This window comes from Enterococcus sp. DIV2467a (assembly GCF_050532945.1).
GTDB classification, from domain to species: Bacteria; Bacillota; Bacilli; order Lactobacillales; family Enterococcaceae; genus Enterococcus; species Enterococcus faecalis.
This window is the reverse complement of the sequence record NZ_CP172896.1, coordinates 901,713-925,028: the sequence shown is the minus strand read 5'-3', so window position 1 is coordinate 925,028 and position 23,316 is coordinate 901,713. Positions and strand designations below refer to the sequence as shown.

20 protein-coding genes and 1 other annotated feature (1 of these 21 cut by a window edge) are annotated in these 23,316 nt (G+C 34.6%); of the genes, 3 read left to right on the top strand and 17 right to left on the bottom strand.

Annotated features, from left to right (window positions below):
- The first annotated feature begins 17 nt into the window (after window positions 1–17).
- The 3 genes from IGL80_RS04375 (at window position 18) to IGL80_RS04365 (ending at window position 2,935) form a co-directional block, all read left to right on the top strand.
- On the top strand, window positions 18–1,163 hold the full coding sequence (locus tag IGL80_RS04375; RefSeq protein ID WP_002359695.1) for a hypothetical protein: 1,146 nt from the start codon (window positions 18–20) through the stop codon (window positions 1,161–1,163).
- Window positions 1,160–1,969: a TPM domain-containing protein gene (locus tag IGL80_RS04370; protein ID WP_002359694.1), complete on the top strand. Its 810-nt coding sequence runs from the start codon at window positions 1,160–1,162 to the stop codon at window positions 1,967–1,969. Before IGL80_RS04375 ends, IGL80_RS04370 begins: the two co-directional genes overlap by 4 nt.
- Window positions 1,970–2,191: 222 nt before the next feature.
- Complete coding sequence (locus IGL80_RS04365) at window positions 2,192–2,935, top strand: DUF3862 domain-containing protein (RefSeq protein WP_002367089.1); 744 nt, start codon at window positions 2,192–2,194, stop codon at window positions 2,933–2,935.
- A gap of 360 nt (window positions 2,936–3,295) precedes the next feature.
- Here the strand turns inward: IGL80_RS04365 and IGL80_RS04360 are convergent, their stop codons facing one another.
- From IGL80_RS04360 to IGL80_RS04280, 17 genes are all read right to left on the bottom strand, one after another.
- On the bottom strand, window positions 3,296–4,027 hold the full coding sequence (locus tag IGL80_RS04360) for an HAD family hydrolase (RefSeq protein WP_002359692.1): 732 nt from the start codon (window positions 4,025–4,027) through the stop codon (window positions 3,296–3,298).
- Window positions 4,028–4,174: 147 nt separating this feature from the next.
- The gene (locus tag IGL80_RS04355) at window positions 4,175–4,402 is read right to left on the bottom strand and encodes a hypothetical protein (protein WP_002356649.1); all 228 of its coding nucleotides are present in this window, start codon (window positions 4,400–4,402) and stop codon (window positions 4,175–4,177) included.
- Between the two features lie 87 nt (window positions 4,403–4,489).
- Window positions 4,490–5,140 (bottom strand): hypothetical protein, encoded by a 651-nt coding sequence (locus tag IGL80_RS04350; RefSeq protein WP_002359691.1) that lies wholly within the window; start codon window positions 5,138–5,140, stop codon window positions 4,490–4,492.
- Window positions 5,141–5,802: 662 nt separating this feature from the next.
- Window positions 5,803–6,615, bottom strand: coding sequence for an ABC transporter permease (locus IGL80_RS04345; RefSeq protein WP_002388342.1), 813 nt, complete (start codon window positions 6,613–6,615; stop codon window positions 5,803–5,805).
- Window positions 6,615–8,000 (bottom strand): ATP-binding cassette domain-containing protein, encoded by a 1,386-nt coding sequence (locus tag IGL80_RS04340; protein WP_002404872.1) that lies wholly within the window; start codon window positions 7,998–8,000, stop codon window positions 6,615–6,617. Before IGL80_RS04340 ends, IGL80_RS04345 begins: the two co-directional genes overlap by 1 nt.
- Window positions 7,984–9,123 (bottom strand): UDP-galactopyranose mutase, encoded by a 1,140-nt coding sequence (gene glf, locus IGL80_RS04335; RefSeq protein WP_002359687.1) that lies wholly within the window; start codon window positions 9,121–9,123, stop codon window positions 7,984–7,986. Before glf ends, IGL80_RS04340 begins: the two co-directional genes overlap by 17 nt.
- A gap of 58 nt (window positions 9,124–9,181) precedes the next feature.
- Entirely contained in the window at window positions 9,182–9,580 is a 399-nt protein-coding gene (gene cpsH, locus IGL80_RS04330; RefSeq protein WP_002387128.1) for a lipoprotein CpsH, read from the bottom strand.
- Window positions 9,581–9,597: 17 nt separating this feature from the next.
- Window positions 9,598–12,051, bottom strand: coding sequence for a UDP-N-acetylmuramate dehydrogenase (murB, locus tag IGL80_RS04325; protein ID WP_002359685.1), 2,454 nt, complete (start codon window positions 12,049–12,051; stop codon window positions 9,598–9,600).
- Window positions 12,052–12,077: 26 nt separating this feature from the next.
- On the bottom strand, window positions 12,078–12,929 hold the full coding sequence (gene cpsF, locus IGL80_RS04320; protein ID WP_002359684.1) for a casular polysaccharide biosynthesis protein CpsF: 852 nt from the start codon (window positions 12,927–12,929) through the stop codon (window positions 12,078–12,080).
- A 23-nt stretch (window positions 12,930–12,952) separates the two neighbouring features.
- A complete protein-coding gene (locus IGL80_RS04315) occupies window positions 12,953–15,463 on the bottom strand; it encodes a glycosyltransferase family 2 protein (RefSeq protein ID WP_002404870.1) in 2,511 nt (836 codons plus the stop codon).
- Window positions 15,464–15,532: 69 nt separating this feature from the next.
- Entirely contained in the window at window positions 15,533–16,999 is a 1,467-nt protein-coding gene (locus tag IGL80_RS04310; RefSeq protein WP_002359682.1) for a glycosyltransferase family A protein, read from the bottom strand.
- A gap of 18 nt (window positions 17,000–17,017) precedes the next feature.
- On the bottom strand, window positions 17,018–18,187 hold the full coding sequence (locus IGL80_RS04305; RefSeq protein ID WP_002359681.1) for a CDP-glycerol glycerophosphotransferase family protein: 1,170 nt from the start codon (window positions 18,185–18,187) through the stop codon (window positions 17,018–17,020).
- 472 nt (window positions 18,188–18,659) lie between these two features.
- The gene (locus IGL80_RS04300) at window positions 18,660–19,460 is read right to left on the bottom strand and encodes a phosphatidate cytidylyltransferase (protein ID WP_002359680.1); all 801 of its coding nucleotides are present in this window, start codon (window positions 19,458–19,460) and stop codon (window positions 18,660–18,662) included.
- On the bottom strand, window positions 19,457–20,272 hold the full coding sequence (locus IGL80_RS04295; protein WP_002356646.1) for an isoprenyl transferase: 816 nt from the start codon (window positions 20,270–20,272) through the stop codon (window positions 19,457–19,459). Before IGL80_RS04295 ends, IGL80_RS04300 begins: the two co-directional genes overlap by 4 nt.
- A 347-nt stretch (window positions 20,273–20,619) precedes the next feature.
- A complete protein-coding gene (locus tag IGL80_RS04290; RefSeq protein ID WP_002359679.1) occupies window positions 20,620–21,438 on the bottom strand; it encodes a MetQ/NlpA family ABC transporter substrate-binding protein in 819 nt (272 codons plus the stop codon).
- A 14-nt stretch (window positions 21,439–21,452) separates the two neighbouring features.
- Window positions 21,453–22,139, bottom strand: coding sequence for a methionine ABC transporter permease (locus IGL80_RS04285; protein WP_002356640.1), 687 nt, complete (start codon window positions 22,137–22,139; stop codon window positions 21,453–21,455).
- Window positions 22,132–23,169: a methionine ABC transporter ATP-binding protein gene (locus IGL80_RS04280; RefSeq protein ID WP_085366503.1), complete on the bottom strand. Its 1,038-nt coding sequence runs from the start codon at window positions 23,167–23,169 to the stop codon at window positions 22,132–22,134. The genes IGL80_RS04285 and IGL80_RS04280 overlap by 8 nt, the downstream gene beginning before the upstream one ends.
- Before the next feature lie 113 nt (window positions 23,170–23,282).
- Window positions 23,283–23,316 (bottom strand) — a binding site (T-box leader); it runs 214 nt beyond the window's last position.

The window sequence follows — 23,316 nt, the reverse complement described above, 5'->3', positions numbered from 1 at the left end:
TAGAAAGGACGGTTGCAATGGAAACAACATTTACCCATAAATGCCCCAACTGTGGCGGCCCGCTCTTATTTAATCCCAAAGATCAAAAATTTCATTGTGAATATTGTTTAAATATTTACACGGAAGAAGAAGTGACTCGTTATGAGCAACAGCAACATGAGGCGCATTTAGAGAATCCCTCAACAACGACTGCCGAGGAAAATTTGACTTTCACGGCGGAAGAAGAATCCTCCGCTACGCAACAAACAGAGACCACTGAGAATGAAACAACTGCCGATGCAGGCACAATGGAAATTTTTAATTGTCCAAGCTGTGGCGCTCAAATTGTCACCGATGCAACAACGGCAGCCACATACTGTTATTATTGCCATAATCCAGTTGTCTTGGCTGGTCGATTAAGTGGCGAATTTTTACCAGAAAACGTCTTACCCTTTACAATTGAAAAAGACGAAGCGATTGAAAAATTTCTCGCTTGGACCAAGAAAAAATGGTTCATTCCTCGAGATTTTTTCAGCAAAAATCAAATCGATAAATTAACTGGGGTTTACTTCCCCTATTGGGTCGTTGATGCAGAAGTCGACGGACAACTGCAAGCTACTGGCACAAGTATTCGCATTTGGCGCGTAGGTGATATTGAATACACCGAAACAAAACGTTTCAATGTGGGACGTTCAGGAAAATTATCGTTTAAAGAATTAGTTAAAAATGCCTTGTCAAAAAACGTCCAACAAAAAATGGTGGAAGGCGTTCAACCATTTTTAATTGATCAAGCAGTGCCTTTCAAAAGCCAATACCTAGCAGGTTTTCAAGCAGAAAAACGCGATATTGAATATGAAGCAATCAAAAAACACGTCCAACAAGAATTACAAGATTATTCGGAATCATTGTTACGGGACTCTGCTTCTGGTTATACTACGTTGACAAATGTTCGCACGGATATTTCTCTAAACCAAGAAAATAATCACTATATGCTTTTACCAATTTGGTTAGTCACCTATCGAAGTCAGGAACAATCAAAAAAAGTTTATTATTATGCCATGAATGGACAAACAGGTAAAGTAAGCGGTGTGCTTCCAATTAGTTACACTCGTTTAGGGCTAGCAACGTTAGGCATTTTCGCTGGACTCTTAGCACTCTTTTTATTAGGAGGTTATTTCCTATGAAAAAACGACTTTTACCTATTTTTTTCCTAATACTTCTTACCTTTGGCCTTGCCCTACCCGTTTCGGCGGCTGAAAATTCAATTGATGATGGCGCACAATTACTGACACCTGATCAAATCAACCAACTAAAGCAAGAGATACAACCTTTAGAAGAAAAAACAAAAGCCTCTGTCTTTATTGTGACCACAAATAATAATACCTATGGCGATGAACAAGAATATGCAGATCATTATCTTTTAAATAAAGTTGGCAAGGATCAAAATGCGATTCTTTTTCTCATTGATATGGACTTACGGAAAGTCTACATCTCTACTTCTGGAAACATGATTGATTATATGACGGATGCACGAATTGATGATACCTTAGATAAAGTAATGGATGGGATGAGTCAAGGAAATTATTTTGCGGCTGCTCAAACTTTTGTTCAGGAAACTCAAGCATTTGTTGATAAAGGGGTTCCTGGGGGTCACTATCGTGTGGACAGCGAAACAGGTAAAATCACCCGTTATAAAGTCATCACCCCGCTGGAAATGGTAATTGCTTTTGCTGCTGCGCTGATACTCAGTTTGGTCTTCTTAGGCATTAATATTTCTAAATATCAATTAAAATTTTCAAGTTATCAATATCCCTTTAGGGAAAAAACAACTTTAAACTTAACCTCCCGCACAGATCAGTTAACCAACTCTTTCATCACTACGCGTCGTATTCCTAAAAACAATGGCGGCAGTGGCGGAATGGGCGGTGGTGGTAGCACCACCCACTCAACTGGCGGCGGCACATTCGGTGGCGGCGGTCGAAGTTTTTAGATTTTTTATCTTTTTTAATTATTTGATAAAAATAATGGTGTTATTTTTATGAAATAATGATAAAATAAGTATACTGTGATGTGTTATTTTTACACATGGCGGTATACTTATTTTCATTTAAACTAAGTGATTTGTAGTCCAAAGTTATTTAATTGGGGATTGTTTTCAACTATTTAGTAAGCGCTACAAATCATTAACTAAACTATGGGAGGGAAAGTGAAAATGAAAAAAAATGATTCAAATGAAGGAAAAGTAAAAAAACCATTTTATAAGAAAATTTGGTTTTGGGTTGTAGTAGTTATTGTACTGGGGATTGCTGGTAGTGGTCTTGGCAAAGAGGATAAAAAAGCAAGCAATGATACCAAAGAAGTGAAAACAGAAGCCTCTTCTTCAAAAGCTACGAATAGTTCAAAAAATGATACAAAAAAAGAAAGCTCTGAAAAGAAATCAGAAGATAAATCGAAAGATAACTCTGATTTAAAAGCAACTTACGATAAAATTAATGTCGGTGATATTATGAACAGCAGCGAAGGCGGTTCTACAGAAGATGAAGTAAAAGCAATTTTAGGTGAACCAGCCTCTTCTTCTACAACAGATATCCAAGGCATCTCTACCACTACTCTATCTTGGACAAATGTCAAGGGTGGTGATCTTCTTGCATCTATTACTGTTTCATTCTCTGATGGCAAAGCAGCGAGCAAATCTGTAAGTGGCTTGAAGGTTGCAAAACATGATAAAGTTACTGCAGACCAAGTAAATAACATTGCTACTGATGGTTCATATTCTGAAGAACAAGCTAGAAAAGATTTAGGAGATCCAACAGGGATTACTTCTACAAATATCAATGGTGAAAAAAATGATACTTTAATCTGGATGAAAAACTTAGATGGTGATTTAGGTGCTACTGTTACTGTTTCTTTTTCTAATGGAAATGCAATTTCTAAATCAAGTTCAGGATTAAAATAAGAAAAACTTGTCATTGTAAAATGTTAACAACGAAGTCGGGCCAGAAGTGTTTAACTCCGAGAACCACGTAGGTAAGGATTAAGATATCCCGAACACTTGTGTGAGAAAGTCACTTTCGGCTTATTTCCGAAAGTGTTGCTTCTATTCCCGCCGTTTATCAGTTTTTGAGCGTGGGACAAAAATCCAAAGTGATTTTTGTCCCACGCTCGTTTTCTATTTTAGTTGTAATTTTTTTCTTATTGAACAAAAATCTGTGAGCTGAAATTATAAAACCTATGAACATCATGGTATTTTATTGAAATACACTAGTATGCTTGCTTAGATACTCGAATAAAAGAAACGTTTTTCACAATACATATATCAAAAATAATATATTTTTTTCTTCTTGGTATTTCCCCATAATTCTTGATAAGGTATTTCATGGATATCACGAAAATAAGCTACTTCAAAATTTTCAAAATCAGTTGACTGGCAGTTGCCGGTTAAAACACCAATTCCTGCTTTGCCATGACAAGTTCCCATGAAAACATCCACGAGCGAATCCCCCACCATAATTACTTCTGTCGACTTCAATTGACATGACTGACAAAAGGCTTGGAGCATGTCCGCATCTGGTTTCGGTAAGTAACGATCTCCTGTCGCAATAAAATCAAACATTTCTGTTAAACCAAGATATTCCATAATCAACATAGTCGCTGGCAAAGTATCTGAAGTTGCTAATCCAATTTTATAGTTCTTCCGTTTTAGCTCAAGAAATAACTGTTTTAAATCACCAATTGGTTCAAGCTTTTTCAGATTTTTTCGTAAATAATCATAAAAAAATTGCTCCAGCCATCGACTGCTGATTCCCTGTTCGACTAATTCCTCAAATTGCGCCAATTCCTGATAAAGTTCCTGATAAAGGACTTCATCAAGTAAATGTTTTTGCAAAAAACGTTGCTCCTGAATAGCTAATATCTTTTTTATTTCTGCTGAATGATGAGGGGCTAACATACTTAGTGTTTCAAAACAAGCTTGCAAACCTGCTTGCCAAAGAGTGTCAAAACGAATACACGTACCATCTTTATCAAATAAAATTCCTCGATTTTCCATGAAAGAACACCTCAAAACGTTTGCTTTGCTTCCTATTTGTTTCTTCAAGTATACTAATCATTTATTTGATTTTGATATTCTTTTTGTATCATTTGTGTAAAAAAATATAAAAAAGCAACGAATTTAGAAAAATTCGTTGCTTTTTTATTAATCAATCACTTTTTTCACTTTGAATTCTTTTGTTTCAGTAGACGGTTCTGTTTGATCAGCTAATTCAAATAAAATATGGGTACCATTTTCTTCATCTTCAACGATAATCAGTTTTCCTGGAATCTTTCGAGTATCTTTCGCAATTTGGGCTTCTTTAATTAATTCTTTTTGATCTCTTTTTGAAGCAAGGGCATTTCCTAAATTAAAAAAGACAGTTTCTTCCATAATTAACCACTCACTTTCTCTACTTTTCTTAAGTCAATTATAGCATATCCCTAGAAAAAGTGGCAGCTTGTGTCCTTTTACTTTCATTTAAGCATCAATAATCAAAGAATAAGCATAAGGACTTTCATAAATTCCTGAAGTATAATAATTGAGCCTCTTTTTAAATAGCGGGCCGTCAATTACCAACGTATGGTACTCCCCGTTTTCTCCGCAAATATCTAATTGATGCTCTTTAAGGTACGTGATAAATGTTTCATTTAACGGTTCTCCTAAAAATTTTATTGGAATGCCTGCCTCTTTGCTGACCGTTTTGATAATTGCTGTGTACCCTTTTGCCAAGAATTCTTTCACAAGTGCTTCGCGATTTTCCTGCCAAAGAGGTAATTGTGGTTCAAGTCCAGCACTTAACGCAACTTGGCAATCCCAAGCACCATTTTGTTCAATATCTATATCGCCAAAACAAACCGTTTCTGCACCTAATTTTTTGGTTTCCTGCAGTGCCTCAACCACTTTTTCTGTGTAATTTGTTTCATTGTTATGTGATATAACAAGTGGTAAATCTAACGCTTCGGCTGCTGCTTCTAAGACGGAGATTGGTATGCCGTGAAACCAAGAACGATTAATTTCATCACTTAATGTTGTCACTAACGCAACTGGCTGATTTCCTGCTTGTACCAATCGATCCATCGCCAATAAACAATCTTTACCAGAGCTATAACTTAAACAAAATTTTTTCATAAACGTTCCCTCTTTTCTCTATGACTATACCTCAAAACAATACATCCGTATACATATTTATTATTTAAGTATAACTAATACTGAATAGTTATTTGAATCAAAACATGGTATAAAATAGTGGTAAAGCAAGCTTTATTCACTTCTTTATATCTCTTTTCAACGGATGATCAGCTGGCGGAAACCAGCTGATCTTTTTTTCAAAAAACACAGCTATCTTTTGCAGTTTTCTTTTCCTCATGTTATAAAGAGATAGTAGGAAGCATTTATTCACTTCTTTACAAATCTATCTTAATCTTAGACAGTCGGCGGAAAACGGCTGTCTATTTATCTGGAAAAATTATGAACTCGTCAGCTAGTGGTCAGTTGACGAGTTTTATGTTATAATAATTAGAACACGAAAAATATTTTTAAACGAACCATTCAATTGTTTTGATGATTTTATTCAAAACTGGCGTGTCTAGAGAGACACAAGGATGTATTAGAGGTAGGGAATACATCGCTTAAATGAAAAATACTTGAATACTAGAAATAGTCTGATCCAACTTTAAAATAATAATATTGATTCGTTAGATAGCCTTCTCTTTAAAGAGAAGGCTATTGTCAATTAAAGAGTAAAACCACCGTATTCTTGTCAGTATACGGTGGTTTTACTTCTTCACATGTTACATATAATCAACAAATTTACTTCTGAACTTAACATGTAAATGAGCTCCTACGATAAATATTACTAATGTTGTTAGCCAAAAAACAATAAGCTGGGGCTTATCTTCAAAAAACCATCTTTTATAGAAAAATGTATCTCGAAATCCATTAATAATATATGCGTAAGGATTCAACATAAGAATTTTTGATAACCAAGACGGTAAATTCTTTGTACTCAAATCCCAAAAGACCCCTGACATATACATTAATACTTGGATAATAGAATTCAAGAAAATTTGATAATCCCTAATTAATGCAGCAATCGTTGAATTAATTAGACTAAAACTATATAAAAAGATAATCATCGCTACAATATAGTAAGGTAGCTGAATCCAATAAATAGAAATCTTTTCACCTGTCGAGATTGACACAATCGCTGCTAACGTAGTGAATGCAAAATAACTTGGTAACTCAGAAAATATTTTAACCATTGGCAAAATACTTATTGGAAACTTCATTCTAGAGACCATGCCAACTTGCATATAAACAGAACTAGAAGCTTGTTTTGTTACTGTACTTAAAAAAATCCATGTACTTAATCCTACCATCAACCAAGCAATATAGGATACTCCTCCTTTTACGGTTCGAGCACCACCAAGGGCAATCCCAAAAGCAAAATAATAGACACCTAACTGAATTAAAGGACTTAAAATTTGCCATAAATTTCCTAAGATGTGGCTTTGATATAATGCTTTATTACTGTATTTAGCAATTCGTTGTGCAACGCCTAAGTATGAAAACTGTTCAGCTAAAATTAATTTTACCTCGCGCATTATTCAGTCACCTCTTTCAATTTCAACACTTGTCCAGGATAAATAGGTACCTCAATGATTTCTGGATTCAAAGTTTGAAGTTGTTCTATAGTGAGTCCGTGATTTTCAGCAATCAAACTGACTGAATCTCCAACTTCCACAGTATACGTTGACACAGCTTGTTCGCTATTATTATTTTCTGGTACGTTCGTTGGGCTAGACTGAACTTCCTCCTGCTGCCTAGATTCTTTTGTTGAAGCTGGTATAGTTTTAGTCGTTTTCACAGCGTTTGTATCCTTCCCTGCTACTTTCTCAGGAACAAATATACGTTGAATTGTTTCCGCTGGATGAATGAAAGCTGTTGTTAATGAAATACCTTTTACAAAGGTAAGACTTACATAAAAAATCATACAAAGTAGCAAAATTAACAAGCTCTTCGTACCAAGAGTCATTTTATCTCCAATTTTATTTTTAGTAGTAAATTTAATGACTTCTTTAGTCGTCCGGCGACTGCCTACTTGTTGATTGGCTTTTTCAAGAATTGTTTCTTGAAGTTGTTCCAAAGAAAAATTTCTCTGTTTGGCCTTGCCATCTCTCTGATACGATTCTTTTTGCGGTTCAGTGAAATGATTATAACGGTGCAAGAAAGCACGATATTCCTTTAAAATATGCTTAGTTTCACCAAATGCACGTAGGTCACCATAATGCATCCAAGCGACACGATCACAAATTTGCTCTACTTGTTGAATAGAATGAGAGACAAAAAAGATAGTTTTGCCTTGCTCTTTAAATGCAAGCATTTTTTTTAAGCCTTTATTATAGAAGGTTTGATCTCCTACAGATAACGCTTCATCGATTACTAAAATATCTGGATTTTGATGAACCGCAATTGAAAAACCAAGCTTAGCACGCATACCGCTAGAATAAGTTTTAACAGGCTGGTCGATAAAAACGCCTAATTCTGAGAATTCAATAATATCATCGATTTTGGCATCAATTTCTTTATTCTTTTCCCCCAACATTAAACATTTCATTCGAATGTTTTCTCGTCCTGTTAAATTATTATTTAGTCCTGCACCAATCGAAATAATTGAAACTTCACCATTTATTTCAAGTTCTCCTGACGTTTGAGGGGTGATGCCTGAAATAATATTTGATAAAGTGGATTTGCCTGAACCATTTAAACCAATAATACCAATTGTTTCTCCAGAATATACGTCGAGGCTAACACCTTTTAACGCCCAAAATGTGGGAACTTTGTTTTGAAAAATACTAAAAAGTGTCTTCAATTTGTCAATACGTGTTTGCGCTAAACTGTATTCTTTGGTAAGTAATTTTGTTCTAACTTTCAGTTCTTTTTCCATTTGTTCCTCCGAGTCTAACCGTTCACTAGTTGGCCATTTCACCAAATTCTTTAGCGACTGCTTTCAAAGCTGCTCCGAAAACTTGGTCCATATCATAGTATTGATAATTGGCTAAACGTCCACCAAAAATAACTTTTTCTTGAGCGTTTGCTTTTTCTTTGTATTTTCTAAACAAAAGTGAATTTTTCTCATCATTAACAGGATAATAGGCTTCTTTTGAACGATCCCAATCTTGTGGGTATTCTTTCGTCAAAATCGTTTTGTTTTCATCGGCCTGTTGATCAAAATGTCGCCATTCCATTATCCGTGTATAGGGGGTTTCCGCATCTGTGTAATTAATTACGGCATTGCCTTGTGCATTGTTTGAATCTACTGTTTCATTTTCAAAACGTACTGAACGATATTCTAATTCGCCATAAGAATAATCAAAGAATGCATCAATCATCCCTGTATAAACAATTTTTGGAAACTCTGATAAGTAAGTTTCTTTCTCTGCCAAAAAGTCTTTATTCAATTGAATATCAATTAATTCACTCTCTAACAATTTATCAAACATAGCTGTGTAACCGTCGACAGGTACGCCTTGATAGCGATGGTTAAAGTAATTATTATCAAAAGTAAAACGAGTTGGCAAACGGCGAATAATAAAACTTGGTAATTCCGTAGCCTTACGTCCCCACTGTTTTTCTGTATAGCCTTTAATTAATTTTTCATAGATATCCGTTCCTATCAAACGAATCGCTTGTTCTTCTAAATTTTTTGGAGCTCCTTTAATTCCAGCTGCCTCCCGCTGCTCTGAAATTTTTGCTTGTGCTTCAGCTGGTGTTTTTACCCCCCACATTTGGTAGAACGTGTTCATATTGAATGGTAGGTTGTAGAGCTCCCCTTTGTAATTAGCAACTACTTGATTGATGTAGCCATTGAATTCCGTCAATTGATTGACATAAGACCATACTTCTTTATTGTCAGTATGAAAAATATGGGCACCATAGTCATGGACATTAATCCCATTTTCTTTATGTGTATACATATTGCCACCAATATGAGCACGTTTCTCAATAACTAATACTTTTTTTCCTCGTTTAGCTGCTTCACAAGCAAACGTTGCCCCAAAAGGTCCCGAACCAACAATTAAATAGTCATAATTTTTCGTATTGTATTTCATTTACTAACTTCTCCTAACAAAGTTACTTTCAATTTATTTCAAACACCAAATGCATTATTTATTTCTTCACTAGAGTAGCCAATACTTTTTTCCCAACGCCTTCTTTTGTGTAAGAATATAAGTTGATTTTTTCGTTATCTTTTTCTATTTTATAAACTACAAGTGATTTCAAATTTTTTCCCTTTAAAATCACAATATTATCATTTGTAGTGGAAACATCATAAATACGTTTGCCATCCAATGTCCACACATTATCTTTAACAACTAATGTTTTCCAATCCCAATTAGCTGTTACTTGATACTCTCCATTTGTAATCAAAGGTTGTTCTGAGTTAGTACTTTTGGAAATAGTTGTCTCTTGGTTTTCTGAATATTTTTTACTGATGTAATATCCTGACCAAAAACCACAACCGATACCAATTGCTAAAGACACAATTATTGTGATTATTTTCTTCATGTCACACACTCCCCTGTTTATTTAAAAGTTAAACTTGCTTCCCACATATTTGCACCTAAAATTCTCACTTCTGGTTTTAATAAAAATCCAGAAAATTCATAAACTTTTGCAATAATTAAATAAATTAATGCTTCATAGTCTTGAGCAGAGGCTTGTTCAACATTGATAAAGAAACCTGGATGTTTTTCAGATACTTTTACTCCGCCAATTCTAGTACCAACTAAGCCAGCTTGTTGAATTAATCGAGGCGCCCGTCCCCAAGTAAAAGTTGACCCATGATTTGGATGTGTTAGTGGGTGCATCCGTTCTCTAATTTCGACAGTTCCTACCATGTCATTTACCATATTTTCTAAATTACCTTCTGAAATCTGTAATTTAGTTTCTAAAATAATCCACTCAGGATGATCCATAAATGAACTATAGCGATGACTAAATTGAACATCTTCTTTATTTAAAACTTTAATTTCTCCATTTTCATCTACAATCGTAGCTTCAAGAAACATACTATTAATATCCTTAACTGTCCCAGCATTCATATAAACTGCGCCACCAATGGTTCCTGGAATATTATCTGCCCATTCTAAACCGCATTTCAAGTGTTCTAGTAGATAATAAGATGTTTCAATTAAACTTGCACCTGCCGAAACTGTTAAAACATTCCCCGTAATTTTACGATAATTCAAGGCAGTCATATTTAAAGTAATCCCACGGATACCACCATCACGGACTAAAATATTTGAACCTTTACCGATAACAGTTAAAGGAATCTGATTATTTTTAGCATATTTTACAATTAAAGCAACTTCTTCTATCGTTTTTGGAAAAATTAAAAGATCTGCTGGACCACCAACAAAATTCGAAGCATATTCTTTTAATTCACGACCTACAAATAACTCTAAATCTGGTAATTCTTCTAAAAGATCTTGTTTCCACGAACGAATTCTCTCATTTTGCACAATTTTCATAATTAATTGTTTTCTTGTTAAAAGATTCTCGGGAATTGCTAATGCTTTTTTTTCTGTGCCTTGTTTCGGTTTAGGCTTAGGTTTTTGTATCGGATGCAAATACATAACATGTTCGATTTTTTCATCTTTCACATATTTACCGACGATTCTAAAAGGACTGAACGTTTCCTTTCCCTTAAACTTTTCACGATTAAATCTTGTAGTGACTTCACGATGATTATTCATAAAAATTAATTCTTTATCTGTTAGCTTCCAAAAGCTTTCATTAGGATTGGAATTTTTTATCGTACCATTTGGCGATAAAACAATTGCTGCGGAAATCGGAACAGTTGTTTTAGCTCGATAAAAATCCAAAGGTTTATTGATAATATATCGTCTAAATTCATCATATACTTCGTCTTCATCTGGGCTAAATTTACTTGTCAACGCATCGGTTAACCACTTATCTGAAATCTCTTTTTCTCTAGCAATCTTTCCAGCGGTCTTTTGATAGTCAAGTGCTAAACTAATATTTTTATTTTCTTCAATTTCTTGTTTTGTGTTTTGCTCATAGACACGTCTAGTTTCGCCAAGCTCAAACAGGTTCATCAAGCTATTAAAGCGGTCAATTCCACGTTGTTCATTATAAAAAATTGAAAACGGTTTTTGGAAAATAGTCGCAAAAACAGTGCCATGAAACGAATCAGTAATAATATATTTTGCTTCTCGATAAACAGATAAGAAATTTTCTGGCGTATCTTCAGAAACATATTCTACTGTATTAGGAAACGTTTTTTTCGCTAGTTCACGTCCTTTTAAAGGATTAGGCAAGACCACTAATTTCAGTCCCAATTTTTCTGCGATCGCTAGTGCTACACGAACTTTTTCCTTGTTAATATCCAAGAAAAAGACAGCCATATAATCTCCTGATTCTTGTCGTTTAAACGTAGCTTGATCAGCTAAAGAATCATATTCACTTCTTTCAACAAGATAGGTTGGATCCAAAGCCTGAATAACTTCTTCTTGAAAAATATCTTTCATAATTTGTACAGAAAAATCTTCTCTCATAGAAACATGATTAAACTGTGTAATATCTTTTTTGCGGTTTGCAACCCATTTAGGATCATATTTACTTGTATCTGCTTTTCCTAATGAAACAGAATAAGCAATTGTTTTATTACGAGGATAAACAAAATCTAAGAAATCATCGTCGTCTACCCAACCATTCCACGGATTCCACATTTGATCAGAGCCTAAAATAAAGGTATCTAGATTTTCTAAATCGTTCAATGTCGGTAACGTTTCTTTTGTTAATTGCTCAGTATAGGGCATATTATTTTTCTTAAAAAAATTATACGCTAAAGGCATCCATGCTCGAAAGTTACTTCTGTTTTTATAACCTAGTGGTCCATCAATCATAACCGTCTCGTACCCTTTATTCTGTACATATTTGTTTAGAGCATAGTATGTTAAGATTGATCCATAATTTTGGTTATACCACCAGCCCATAATTGCTGCTTTTTTCATTTTTCCGCTCCTACTTTCTCTGTTACTTAATCAAATAAATAATTATTTATTAACGCTAATTGTAAATGAATACTTTCCATTATCGTAAGGCCGTGTATACCAATTGTATTTTCAGAATCAATCATTAATTCTAATTTTTTCAAGGTAAAACCATTAGATAAGGGGTAAATTTTCTCATACATTTTTTTATTTGCTTCAGAAGCAATCACCGTAATGTTTTCTAATTCATAGTTTGACTGTTCCATCTTATCTTTTATTCGGTTTGAAAAATCCATTTCTACGAAATCAAACATTAACTGGCGATCTATTCTACCATCCGCGCTGTTTACCCAAGGCTCTCGATCAATTACTGGATCTACACTAACTGTTTTGTAATTACCTGTAATACCTAATAATAACGCTCCCGTTCCGCCTCTAGAGTTTCCATAGAAGATTATATCTTGATGCTTCAGTCCAAATTCTGTTTTCTTTGCTTCAATTAAATCCAAAATTTCTTGCTCAAATAATGTGTAATAGGATCCTGACACAAAGCCAACATCAGCTATTCTAAGAATGATAGTATTTTTTCGAACAGATTGAGACAGGGTATTCCATTGTCTCAATCCAAAATATCTTTCTTTGGCGCCAGAGTGTCCCACTCCATCCGCAGGAACAAAAAGTACTACCATCTTCTTACTTAGTAATTCATTAAATTCTGGGATTTGGATACTATAATGAATATTTCCAAATTTTTCCAGACTAATAGACAGAGTATCTAGAGCAACAAAATTAAGTTGATCATTTAAAATTCCATCAACTGTATAACCTTGTAATGCTTTTGCCTTTATCAATTCTTTCTCTTCAGGATGATTATCTAAAAAATTCCATAAATCGTTCATTTTTAATCTCCTTTAAAATCTTTCTATTTCAACAACCCTTTTGCTTTTTTAAGACTTTTTGATACAGCTTTTTTAATTGTTGTAGGTTCATTTCCTTCAATTTTATTGATAGGTGTTAATTCGTTACCAATACTTGTCATTGTATCTTGGATATAGCCTTGGTTTTGTCGAACGACACTAAAATGTGTTTCCCCTTCTCGAGAAGTCAAAATTCGAACATTGTAATCAAATGCTGCATATTTTTGAGTATAGCCCGCCCAAATTGTAAAAACATTGTCTACGAAAGTATAATACATATTTTCTTGTAGTAAGGTATAGCCTTTTTCCCACTCGGCTTGTAAAACAATCGATTTTAAAGTAGTACCTTCTTTTTTAATTAATAAAGATACTAATAAACTATCATGAATTATTTTTGTATTGTCACCCATATAAACGAAATCAATCACTCCGCTGGCATTGCTTGTATCGTTATCTGCAATAATAATTGAAAACATTTCAATTGCCGTCCCATTCCCCTGGGTCTTCTCTTGTCCAAAAATTACTTTACCTCCACGCTCTTGAATATGAACATTCGGAATAATAAAGGTTTTTTTCATCCCAAAATCTTTATAAATATTTTGATATATTTCTAGATTGTATTGTAAAATATTTTGGATTCGTGTGATACGCTCTACTTGTTCTGGATCATTAGAATATTTTTCTTTTTTCACTAAGTCTAGCCCTAGTTGTTGGATGTATTTCTCTTTTAATTCTTGATAGAAACGTTCTTTAAATGCTTGATCAACACGATTCATGTCAAAAATAAACCAGTTTAATGTATTAATAATTTTTAACCGATATGCTTCAATTCGATTTGGAGCATGTTGTTTTAAGTACTCCAACATTTTGTCATGTAAATTGAACTCATCACGATAATTCATTCCATACGTAGACATCAAGCCATCTTGTCTAACGATTCGTGTCAGCAAATATTTGTTTAGTGCAACAATTTTTTCGGTACCTAATAATGCTGTATAAGTGAAATAAGCATCCTCGCCAACAAATTGTTCTAAGTTTACCAAGTTATTTTCTTTGATGTATTCTAATAAAAATAATTTATCATATAAATAAGGGGTTACTTCATCCAATGAAATTTCTTCACCAGACATACGTCCGCCATTAGTTAGTAATGGATTGTGAACAAGGTGCACTTCTCCATTTGGTAACTTTTCTTTCATGCCAAATAACAGAATATCTGTTGCACTATCATATGCACGATAATAAGCGTCTTGTAATAAATTCGCTTCAAAATGATCATCTGCATCCAGAAATTGCAAATACCGTCCTCGTGCCATCGAAATGCCCACATTTCTTGCGTGTCCAGGATTACTTTTGCCAATAGAAATCCCCGTAATTCTCGGATCTTTTACTGCAAATTCGTTAATAATATCCATGGTATTATCTGTAGAGCCATTCTCTACTAAAATGATTTCAATCTCACGTAAAGACTGCTCACAAACAGTTTCTAATGTTTGTCTTAAATATTTTGAAGCATTGTGAATCGGCATGACAACACTAACTTTATACAGATTTTTCAAGTAGTCCTCATAATAAGCTGCTGGATCATTTGCAATTTGATAAAATTGTTTGATGTATTCAAAATCGATATCATTCAGCTGGTCTGTTTCTAAAGCTTGTCTAAAATCTACTGCCACCTTTTGAATCACTTCATAAACCGACTCATCACGTAAATGGGTTAATTTTTCAATCGCCCAAAAGTATTTTTCGAACATTTGTTTATAAAAATAACCTTTGTAGCGTTCAAATTTATTTTGTTCAATTAAATTTGAACGAATTAGTTTAAATTGTTGAAACAAGAAAGGAACCTTTGTTGCCACATTATTTACTGTCGAATTTGGGTTGTCTTGTCTATAAAAATACAAACAATCTTTAATAAAAATAACATTCTGAGATGCTGAATTGATTTTCCAAAATAGACCAGTGTCCCCATAACTTTTAATTTCCTCATCCCAAGTTACGTTTTCTTTCTCAATCATACTTTTTTTATAAATGGCATTCCATGGATAAACTTGTACAATTAAATCCGTCGTTTTTAAGTCAATCAATTGATTGTATTTATCGGGATATTGCCATAATATATCTCGCTCAACCTCTTCTTCAGAAGAAAATTCAACCCAATTACAACGGACAACATCTGCATGATGACTTTTAGCCGTATTGTATAAACGCTCATAGGCATGCAATGCTACATAATCGTCACTTTCAAATTCAGCAATATACTCACCTTTTGCTTCTGAAACACCCAAGTTAAAGGCTTTTCCAATCCCCCCATTTTTAACATTGAAAACGCGAAAACGTGGATCATCTTGTGCAATTTCTTCAATAATTTTTTGACTATTATCAGTAGAGCCATCATTAATAATTAAGAATTCAATTTCTTTCAATGTTTGGTTTTTCAAACTCATTAATGCCTCTTCTAAATAGGTTTCTACGTTATAGACGGGTACAATGACTGACACTTTCACATTTTCCATAAAACAAATTTCCCTCACTTATCATTTATAGTTGTATACTCAAAATATCCTGATTTAAACGGACAAAATTTAAGCAAAAAACTTACTAAAATCTTTAACCCCAATTTCTAAATAATTATCAAAAACTATCGTAAATCTACTTTCTTTATTTGAAAATTTTTCTGGCAACTCTACCTGATAACTAGTTTCACTAATTTTTTTAAACGCCAGCCTCTGTCTTGTTTCAAAAGGATTTTTCAGCTCTTTTATTTCAAATCCTGTAATTTTTTGGTGTGTATACACATTTAAAGAAAGCGTATTGCCTTCACGTTGCGTTGCTTCTGCATAAGCATTCATGCGAACTGCTGGGAATCGTTTCAATAATCTGGGATAATAATAACTTCTCTCTGTTTTTGAAACATAACCAAAGCGATTGACTAACACCCAACGAATGGACTGACATTGAATAAACCAATACAAACCATCAATATCGTTAGTTTGTAAAAATGTCCAAATGATTTGGCGCACATCACTTCTAAAATACGGGCTAGGATCAAAATTTAATTCACCTAAATACTGATCCATCTGTACTTTAAAATCTTGTAATCGCCTTTTACTGAATGGATACCCAGTATCCCTCCGAATACAAAAGTCATAAATTAGCCATTCTAAACGGCGTGCTAACATCCGTTCTTTAGACAAATCATCTGGAAACTGTTGATTGATATAACTTAACGCACGCAACCAAGAAAGCATAAATGTCCGATTAATTGATTTGCTTAAACTTTCATTATCTGCATCTCGATTTAAATAAGTCGTTAACCTCTCCCCTTGTGTAATGGTTTTTGAAAATCGCATGGCTTCATAAAAGAACAGCACATCATCAGCCACCCGTTGATTAACAAAGTGTAAATTATTATTGTGTATCAGTGAAGTTCTTAACATGATAGCTTGCGGTCCTAACCAACCATAAAATTCAGCTGGCAATTCTTGGATAGACCGATTTTTAAATGACCCATCCACATAATATGGCTTACTTTTTAACATTAAGTGGCCATCCGTACTCTGTATTAGACCAGAAACAGCAAAATCATCGTGAGAGTCATCTAGTAGGTCTGATAAATATTTCAATGCATTTAAATCATACCAATCATCTGCATCTAAGAAGACACTATACTCACCACGTGCATTTACAATCCCTACGTTTCTTGGGCCGTGAGCGCCTCCAGTGTTTTCAAGTAGCTGATAAATTTCAATATTCGGATATCTTTCAAGATATGGCTCTATTACTTTTAACGAATGATCTGTGGAACAATCATCAATAAACATCACTTGCAATTGCTCAATCCCAATAGTTTGTTGAACAAGAGAATCCATCATCTTTTTAAGATATGGTGCATTATTGTAATTAGCAATAATGATTGAGACTTTAGGATTTTTTGATATTTTTTCTGAAGAGGACAGCTTAAATTGACTTAACTCCTTTTTCCACGTTTCAGTATCTAACATATATTGATACTCTTCATATTCTTTTTGGACTTCTTTTTGTTTTTCCAACCTACACCCTCCGGCTTTTTATCTCTTTAAAATTTCTGAAATCAGCTGTCTAGTGGCATCCTGATTTTCAAGGCAAAATTCACGAAAAAACTGCACATATAAACGTTGTTCCTGTTCCGTTTTAGAAAACAATACGTTTTTTACAGACGTTACTAGGCTATCCGTATCTGTCACAATTTTCCCAGGCAAAATTGCTGTTGGGTCAAAATAGAATCCCCTTGTACTATTTTGATACTTTTCCTTATCATACATAAAAAATAGCATCGGTTTTTTTGTTAATGCAAAATCAAACATAACCGATGAATAATCTGTAATTAATAAGTCAGCGATTAAATAAAGTTGATTGATATCTGGATAAGAAGAAACATCGATTACACGTGAACCAAATGCACCTATATCAAAACTTTCTGCAATTAAATAATGTAGTCGTGTAAGTATAACAACAGAAGAATCAATTGCTAAAAGTTGTTCAACTGGCAAATGATTGGTAAAACGATAGGCTCCTTTTCGAATAGACTCATCATCACGCCACGTGGGGGCATAAAGAATAATTTTTTGATTGGCTGAAAGGCCTAACTGATTGCGAACAGAAAAAGCTATTTTGTCCTTATTTTCACAAACTAACAAATCATTTCTTGGATAACCTATTTCTAATATTTCCCCTTCATAATGAAAGGCTTGTCGAAACACTCTTGTACTGTATGCATTAGGTGAGATGAGATAATCCCAACGCTTTGCTTCTTGAATGACTTCTAGTTTATAGCTCTCTGTTTCATGCTCTGGCATTTTGACTGTTTCAATATCTAAGCCCAGTTTCTTTAGAGGGGTCCCATGCCACGTCTGTATATAGATTGTTGTTTGATTCTTATACATCCAAGCTGGCATCCGCGTGTTAAAAACCCAATACTGAGCTCTTGGCATCAACCATAGCCATCTCCAACTTAATCGTTTGACGAAAGGAACATTCTCTTCCACAAAAGGTATCTCATATCCTTTTTTTACTGCCCAAATACATTGATATTCAGGACAGTTATCTCTTATGTACTCAAAAATTGCACGTGGATTATCACTATACTGTTTTCCATGAAAACTTTCAAAAATAAATAACTTCTTTTTAGGTAGTTTACCTAAAAAGAAAAAACAAGCTTTTATGGCTTGATGTATACTATTCTCTAAAAATTTTTTCATTGAATTAATCCTTTACATTAGATTATCAAAAATATAATCCTAATCTATAACCTTGTATGAAGAACGCGTTCACAAATCTCTAAATTATCTTCTCTTTACTTGTTTAAATTTATGAATAACTCTCACCACGATTGAACAAGCTTATAAAATACATTATTTTGCTTTTCTTCTTTTAAGTATAAATTTATCTATGCTAAACGTCAATGGCTTTATTGAAATAAACATTCCAGTGTTATTCGATTGTTATAATTTAATTTTTAACAATCGAATTTCCCTCTAAATGTTCAGATATTTAACATCCAATCACCTATTTAATTTTTAGAAATTTTAGCCGCCTTTATACAATTACTCTTATAAATTTAATAACTCACAAGGTACCTAAACTAACCCAATAAACAGCAAAAATCCAGAAGAGAGACTCTTCTGGATTTTTGCTTATTTGACGATACTTTTTTAAATTTTGTTAATCAATTTAAAATAATCCACATAAGTGCATAATTGGGAAAACAAATAATAAACTATCAAAACGATCTAAAATACCACCATGTCCTGGCAAGATGTTACCAGAGTCTTTCACGCCATAATGACGTTTGATAGAAGATTCAACCAAATCACCGAATTGCCCTACTATAGAAAATAGAACCGTCAATACGAGCATCACCGGCATCGGATAAGGAAATAGCCCTTTATTAGCTGTGAAAACTAAAAACAACGCTGCTACAACCACGGCTGATAAAATACCACCAAGTGCACCTTCTATTGTCTTGTTGGGTGAAACATCTGGCATCAATTTATGACGACCAAATCGGCGTCCAAATAGATATGCACCAATATCCGTTGCCCAGACAATGAATAAAGCAAATAACAAGACTTCAAAACCTGCGGAACGGGCACTAATAAAGTTCTGGAACCCCATCCCTACATATAAACTGACAATAACTGGAAAGCCAGCTTCTTCAATCGTATATGTATTTTTAGAAATTACCGAAGCACCTAACAACAACATTACAGTGACATAAAATAAAATGAAATTTGTTTGCATTTCCGGCAAAAAGTTTAACCATTTAATTGTCGGGATAACTAAAAAAACGGCCCCTAATGCTGATAAAACACCTTCAAAACTTAATAACGTTAATCCTTTCATACGGAATAACTCGTACACGCCGACTACTGCCAAAGCAACAGCGGCAATCTCAATTGCAAAACCACCATACCAGATAATTGGAATAAAGATGATTAATGCGACGATAGCTGTGATGACACGTTGTCTCACTGCGGATCGCTCCCTTCTGTTTCTGTAGTTTCTTTTAGACCTCCAAAACGACGATTACGATTTTGGAAAGAAGCAATCGCGGTTTCTAAAGTGTCTCCTGAAAAATCAGGCCATAATGCTTTTGTAAAAAACAACTCGCTATAAGCAATTTGCCATAGCAAGAAATTACTAATTCTCTCTTCACCACTTGTTCGAATCAACAATTCTGGATCGCGAAGTTCCGTGGGTAAAAAGCCAGTCATTAAGTGATCTGCGATCGTTTCTTCTGTAATCTCATCTGCCGTATATGTTTTTTCTGAAACCTCTGCAGCAATCTGTTTCATGGCAGTTAGTAGCTCCGCACGCGCCCCATAATTTAAAGCAAAGTTCAAAACCATGCCCGTATTGTCCTTGGTTTGCTCAATGGCGCGCTTAACAGCATCTTGCGTATGGCTTGGTAGAAACTCTTGGTAGCCCATTACATTGACTTTAACATTTTCCTTAATTAATTCAGGCACGAATGTATCAAAAAAATCAACAGGCAATTGCATTAAGAAATTGACTTCATCTGTTGGTCTCTTCCAATTTTCCGTTGAAAATGCATAAAGTGTTAAAACTTTAACGCCTAAATGACTAGCATGCTTCGTTATTTTTTTAACCGTATCCATGCCTTCTTTATGTCCAGCAATTCTCGGCAGTCTTCGATTCTGTGCCCACCGGCCATTTCCGTCCATAATAATGGCAATGTGCTGCGGAATTTGGCCTTCTTTATCAAAGGCGTACTGGCTTGCTTCTTCTACATATTTATTTTTTTGCGGAAAAAAACGTAACATCTTTTTCCCTCCATTCCAAAAAATCTATCTTAATTATTATAACAATAACTAATGCAAATGCCTATGCATAGTCCCTGAATTTTCCTGATAATTAAGAAATTCCTTGTAACTTTATCATTTATGGTCCTTTTTTAAAAGAAAAAAACTTAGACTTGGCAGGTAAATCAACATGATGTATCTGCCTAGCCCTAAAATTTTAAATAAACAACGGGACAGGAGCAGCTTCTTCGGAAATAAACTGAACGTCCTTGAGAGACAAAAAGCATCTTTCAGAACTTTCTTCTTATTTCTTGAAGCTTAACACGCCTGTCCCGACCTCAAGTTTTTATTCTATTGTCTTTTTCTTTTTATTCATTGACTGGAACAATGGCACCGTTCCATTTTTTCGTAATCCAATCTTGGACTTCTTTGCTACGCAACACTTTGACTAATTTTTTTACATTTTCGTTGTTTTCGTCTTCTTTACGAACCGCAATAATATTGGCATAAGGTGAACTTTCTTTTTCTAAGGCAATCGCATCTTTTTTCGGATTTAATCCTTGATCCACGGCAAAGTTTGAGTTAATTAAAACCGCAGCCCCTTCTTCATTGTCATAAAGAGTGGTCATGATTGCTGGATCACTTTCATGATTGAATTTCAACTTTTTAGTATTTTTATCAATATCATCGAAAGTAGCAGTTGTCCGGTCTACCCCTTCTTTCAGCGTGATTAAACCAGCATCTTCTAAAATCGTTAAAACACGTGGCCAATCTGAAACGGAAGAGCTAACGTAAATCGTTGAACCATCAGGAATTTCTTGTAACGATTTGTATTTTTTCGAGTAAAGCCCAACTGGTTCTAAATGAATCGCACCTGCATTCACAAAGTCATAATCATTTTCTTTAACCGCTTCATTAAAGAACGGCACATGTTGGAAATAGTTGGCATCGATATCGCCACTTTCCAACGCCTTGTTAGGTAGCACGTAATCTGTATAAGTCGTCACTTCTAATTTTACGCCTTCTTTTTCTAATAAAGGTTTTACATGTTCTAAAATCTCTGCATGTGGAACTGGTGAAGCTCCAACTTTCAAGACCGAGTCATCACTCTTTTTATTGCCGCAAGCCCCTAAAACTAAGACAGCTACTGCTACAGTAATTACTGACCATAATGTACGTTTTTTCATCTTATTCCCTCCATTTATCGTTTATCTATTTTTTTAGCGACTGTATCCCCAAGCCATTGAATCGCAAAGACAATAATTAAGATACAAATCGTTGCTACTAAGGTAACTGTATTTTGACCACGTTGGAAGCCATCTTGATACGCCAAACTTCCTAAACCACCCGCTCCAATAGCAGCTGCCATTGCAGTGTAGCCCACTAAAGAAATGGTTGTAACGGTTAAGCCAGAAACAAGCGCTGGCAGACTTTCTGGTAATAGAACTTTCCAAATAATTTGGAAACGGTTGGCCCCCATTGCTTTGGCTGCTTCAATCACGCCTTTATCGACTTCACGAAAAGCGATTTCGACCATGCGAGCATAAAAAGGTGCTGCGGAAATAATCAATGCTGGTAAGGAGCCTTTGACACCAGACATACTCCCTAAAATAATTTTTGTAAAAGGAATTAACAGAACGATTAAGATAATAAACGGAATCGAACGGAAAATATTTACAAAAATGGCCACTAGCCAATACAGTAATCGGCTCAAAATCCCTTTTCTGCCTGACGTTTCAAAAAGTAGTAGTCCTAAAATCAGCCCTAAAATGGCGACCACTATGATTGAAATCCCTGTCATATAAAGTGTTTCAATCGTTTTTTCTTGTAGTTTACTTATATCAATTTGGGAAAAATCAAAGAAACTTGCTAAGCCACGATTATTCATTTCCAATCACCTCTGTTTCTACACGAAGTTTACGTAATCCTTCAATGGCTGCTAGAATATTTTGCTCTTCGCCTAATAATTGAATATAAAGAGAACCCACTGCACCCTGCTTTGTTTGCTGAATTTTCCCTTGAATAATACTGACTTCTACTTGATATTCTTGGACAATATGCGAGATAATTGGCAATTTCGCTTGTTCGCCGTGGAAAAGTAGGCGAACAATTTTTCCATTCGGATATTGTTCCAACATTTCTTCAACAACCAGTTCCGTTTCTTCAATGTTTTTATCCGCTTCTTGTTGGATAAAGCGTTTCGCAATTTCTGTTTGAGGCTTTTTGAAAATATCGATTACTTTACCTTCTTCAACAATTTCACCATATTCCATCACGGCTACGCGATTACAGATTTTACGAATCACGTGCATTTCGTGGGTAATTAATACAACCGTTAAATTTAATTCTTGGTTGATTTTTAGTAGTAATTCTAGCACCTCATCAGTTGTCTGCGGATCCAAAGCACTCGTTGCTTCATCACAAAGCAAAATGTCAGGATTGTTAGCTAAGGCACGGGCAATCCCCACTCGTTGCTTTTGCCCACCAGAGAGTTGACTTGGGTAGGCGGTTTCCCGTCCTTCTAAACCAACCAACTTGATTAACTCTTCTGCGCGGCTTTTCCGATTTTGTTTTGGAACGCCAGCAATTTCCAATGGGAGCATGATATTTTCTAGGACCGTCCGTGACCATAATAAATTAAAATGTTGAAAGATCATCCCAATTTTTTTACGGAAGTTTCGTAGTTCTTTATTTGGCAACAATGCAATATCTTGTCCTTGAATTTCTACTTCACCTTCTGTAGGTGTTTCAAGTCCATTCAATAGGCGAACCAACGTACTTTTTCCTGCACCTGAATAGCCAATAATGCCATAAATATCACCTGATTCAACCGTTAAATCAATATCTTTTAAAGCCGTGACTTTACCCGCTTTACCGGAAAACTCTTTTTTTACATGACGTAATTCAATTAATGCCATTTTGTTCTCCTCTTCTTTCTGTTCTACTTTCTTATTTTGAAGGTTTCGCACTTTTTATGAAACGAATTTGCTTAATAAAAACAAAAAAACTTCCATCCTTTTGCTATTACAGCAAAAAGGACGAAAGTTTGTCATTTCGTGATACCA

Bases quoted from the DNA above. Each gene is read 5' to 3' on its own strand.
- IGL80_RS04285 (WP_002356640.1), bottom strand. From the start codon at position 22,139: ATGAATAATCGTGGCTTAGCAAGTTTCTTTGATTTTTCCCAAATTGAT.
- cpsF (WP_002359684.1), bottom strand. From the start codon at position 12,929: ATGAACGATTTATGGAATTTTTTAGATAATCATCCTGAAGAGAAAGAA.
- IGL80_RS04295 (WP_002356646.1), bottom strand. From the start codon at position 20,272: ATGTTACGTTTTTTTCCGCAAAAAAATAAATATGTAGAAGAAGCAAGC.
- IGL80_RS04355 (WP_002356649.1), bottom strand. From the start codon at position 4,402: ATGGAAGAAACTGTCTTTTTTAATTTAGGAAATGCCCTTGCTTCAAAA.
- IGL80_RS04305 (WP_002359681.1), bottom strand. From the start codon at position 18,187: ATGAAAAAATTTTTAGAGAATAGTATACATCAAGCCATAAAAGCTTGT.
- IGL80_RS04350 (WP_002359691.1), bottom strand. From the start codon at position 5,140: ATGAAAAAATTTTGTTTAAGTTATAGCTCTGGTAAAGATTGTTTATTG.
- IGL80_RS04365 (WP_002367089.1), top strand. From the start codon at position 2,192: ATGAAAAAAAATGATTCAAATGAAGGAAAAGTAAAAAAACCATTTTAT.
- IGL80_RS04345 (WP_002388342.1), bottom strand. From the start codon at position 6,615: ATGCGCGAGGTAAAATTAATTTTAGCTGAACAGTTTTCATACTTAGGC.
- IGL80_RS04290 (WP_002359679.1), bottom strand. From the start codon at position 21,438: ATGAAAAAACGTACATTATGGTCAGTAATTACTGTAGCAGTAGCTGTC.
- murB (WP_002359685.1), bottom strand. From the start codon at position 12,051: ATGAAAAAAGCAGCAATTATGGGCTGGTGGTATAACCAAAATTATGGA.
- cpsH (WP_002387128.1), bottom strand. From the start codon at position 9,580: ATGAAGAAAATAATCACAATAATTGTGTCTTTAGCAATTGGTATCGGT.
- IGL80_RS04280 (WP_085366503.1), bottom strand. From the start codon at position 23,169: ATGGCATTAATTGAATTACGTCATGTAAAAAAAGAGTTTTCCGGTAAA.
- glf (WP_002359687.1), bottom strand. From the start codon at position 9,123: ATGAAATACAATACGAAAAATTATGACTATTTAATTGTTGGTTCGGGA.
- IGL80_RS04370 (WP_002359694.1), top strand. From the start codon at position 1,160: ATGAAAAAACGACTTTTACCTATTTTTTTCCTAATACTTCTTACCTTT.
- IGL80_RS04360 (WP_002359692.1), bottom strand. From the start codon at position 4,027: ATGGAAAATCGAGGAATTTTATTTGATAAAGATGGTACGTGTATTCGT.
- IGL80_RS04375 (WP_002359695.1), top strand. From the start codon at position 18: ATGGAAACAACATTTACCCATAAATGCCCCAACTGTGGCGGCCCGCTC.
- IGL80_RS04315 (WP_002404870.1), bottom strand. From the start codon at position 15,463: ATGGAAAATGTGAAAGTGTCAGTCATTGTACCCGTCTATAACGTAGAA.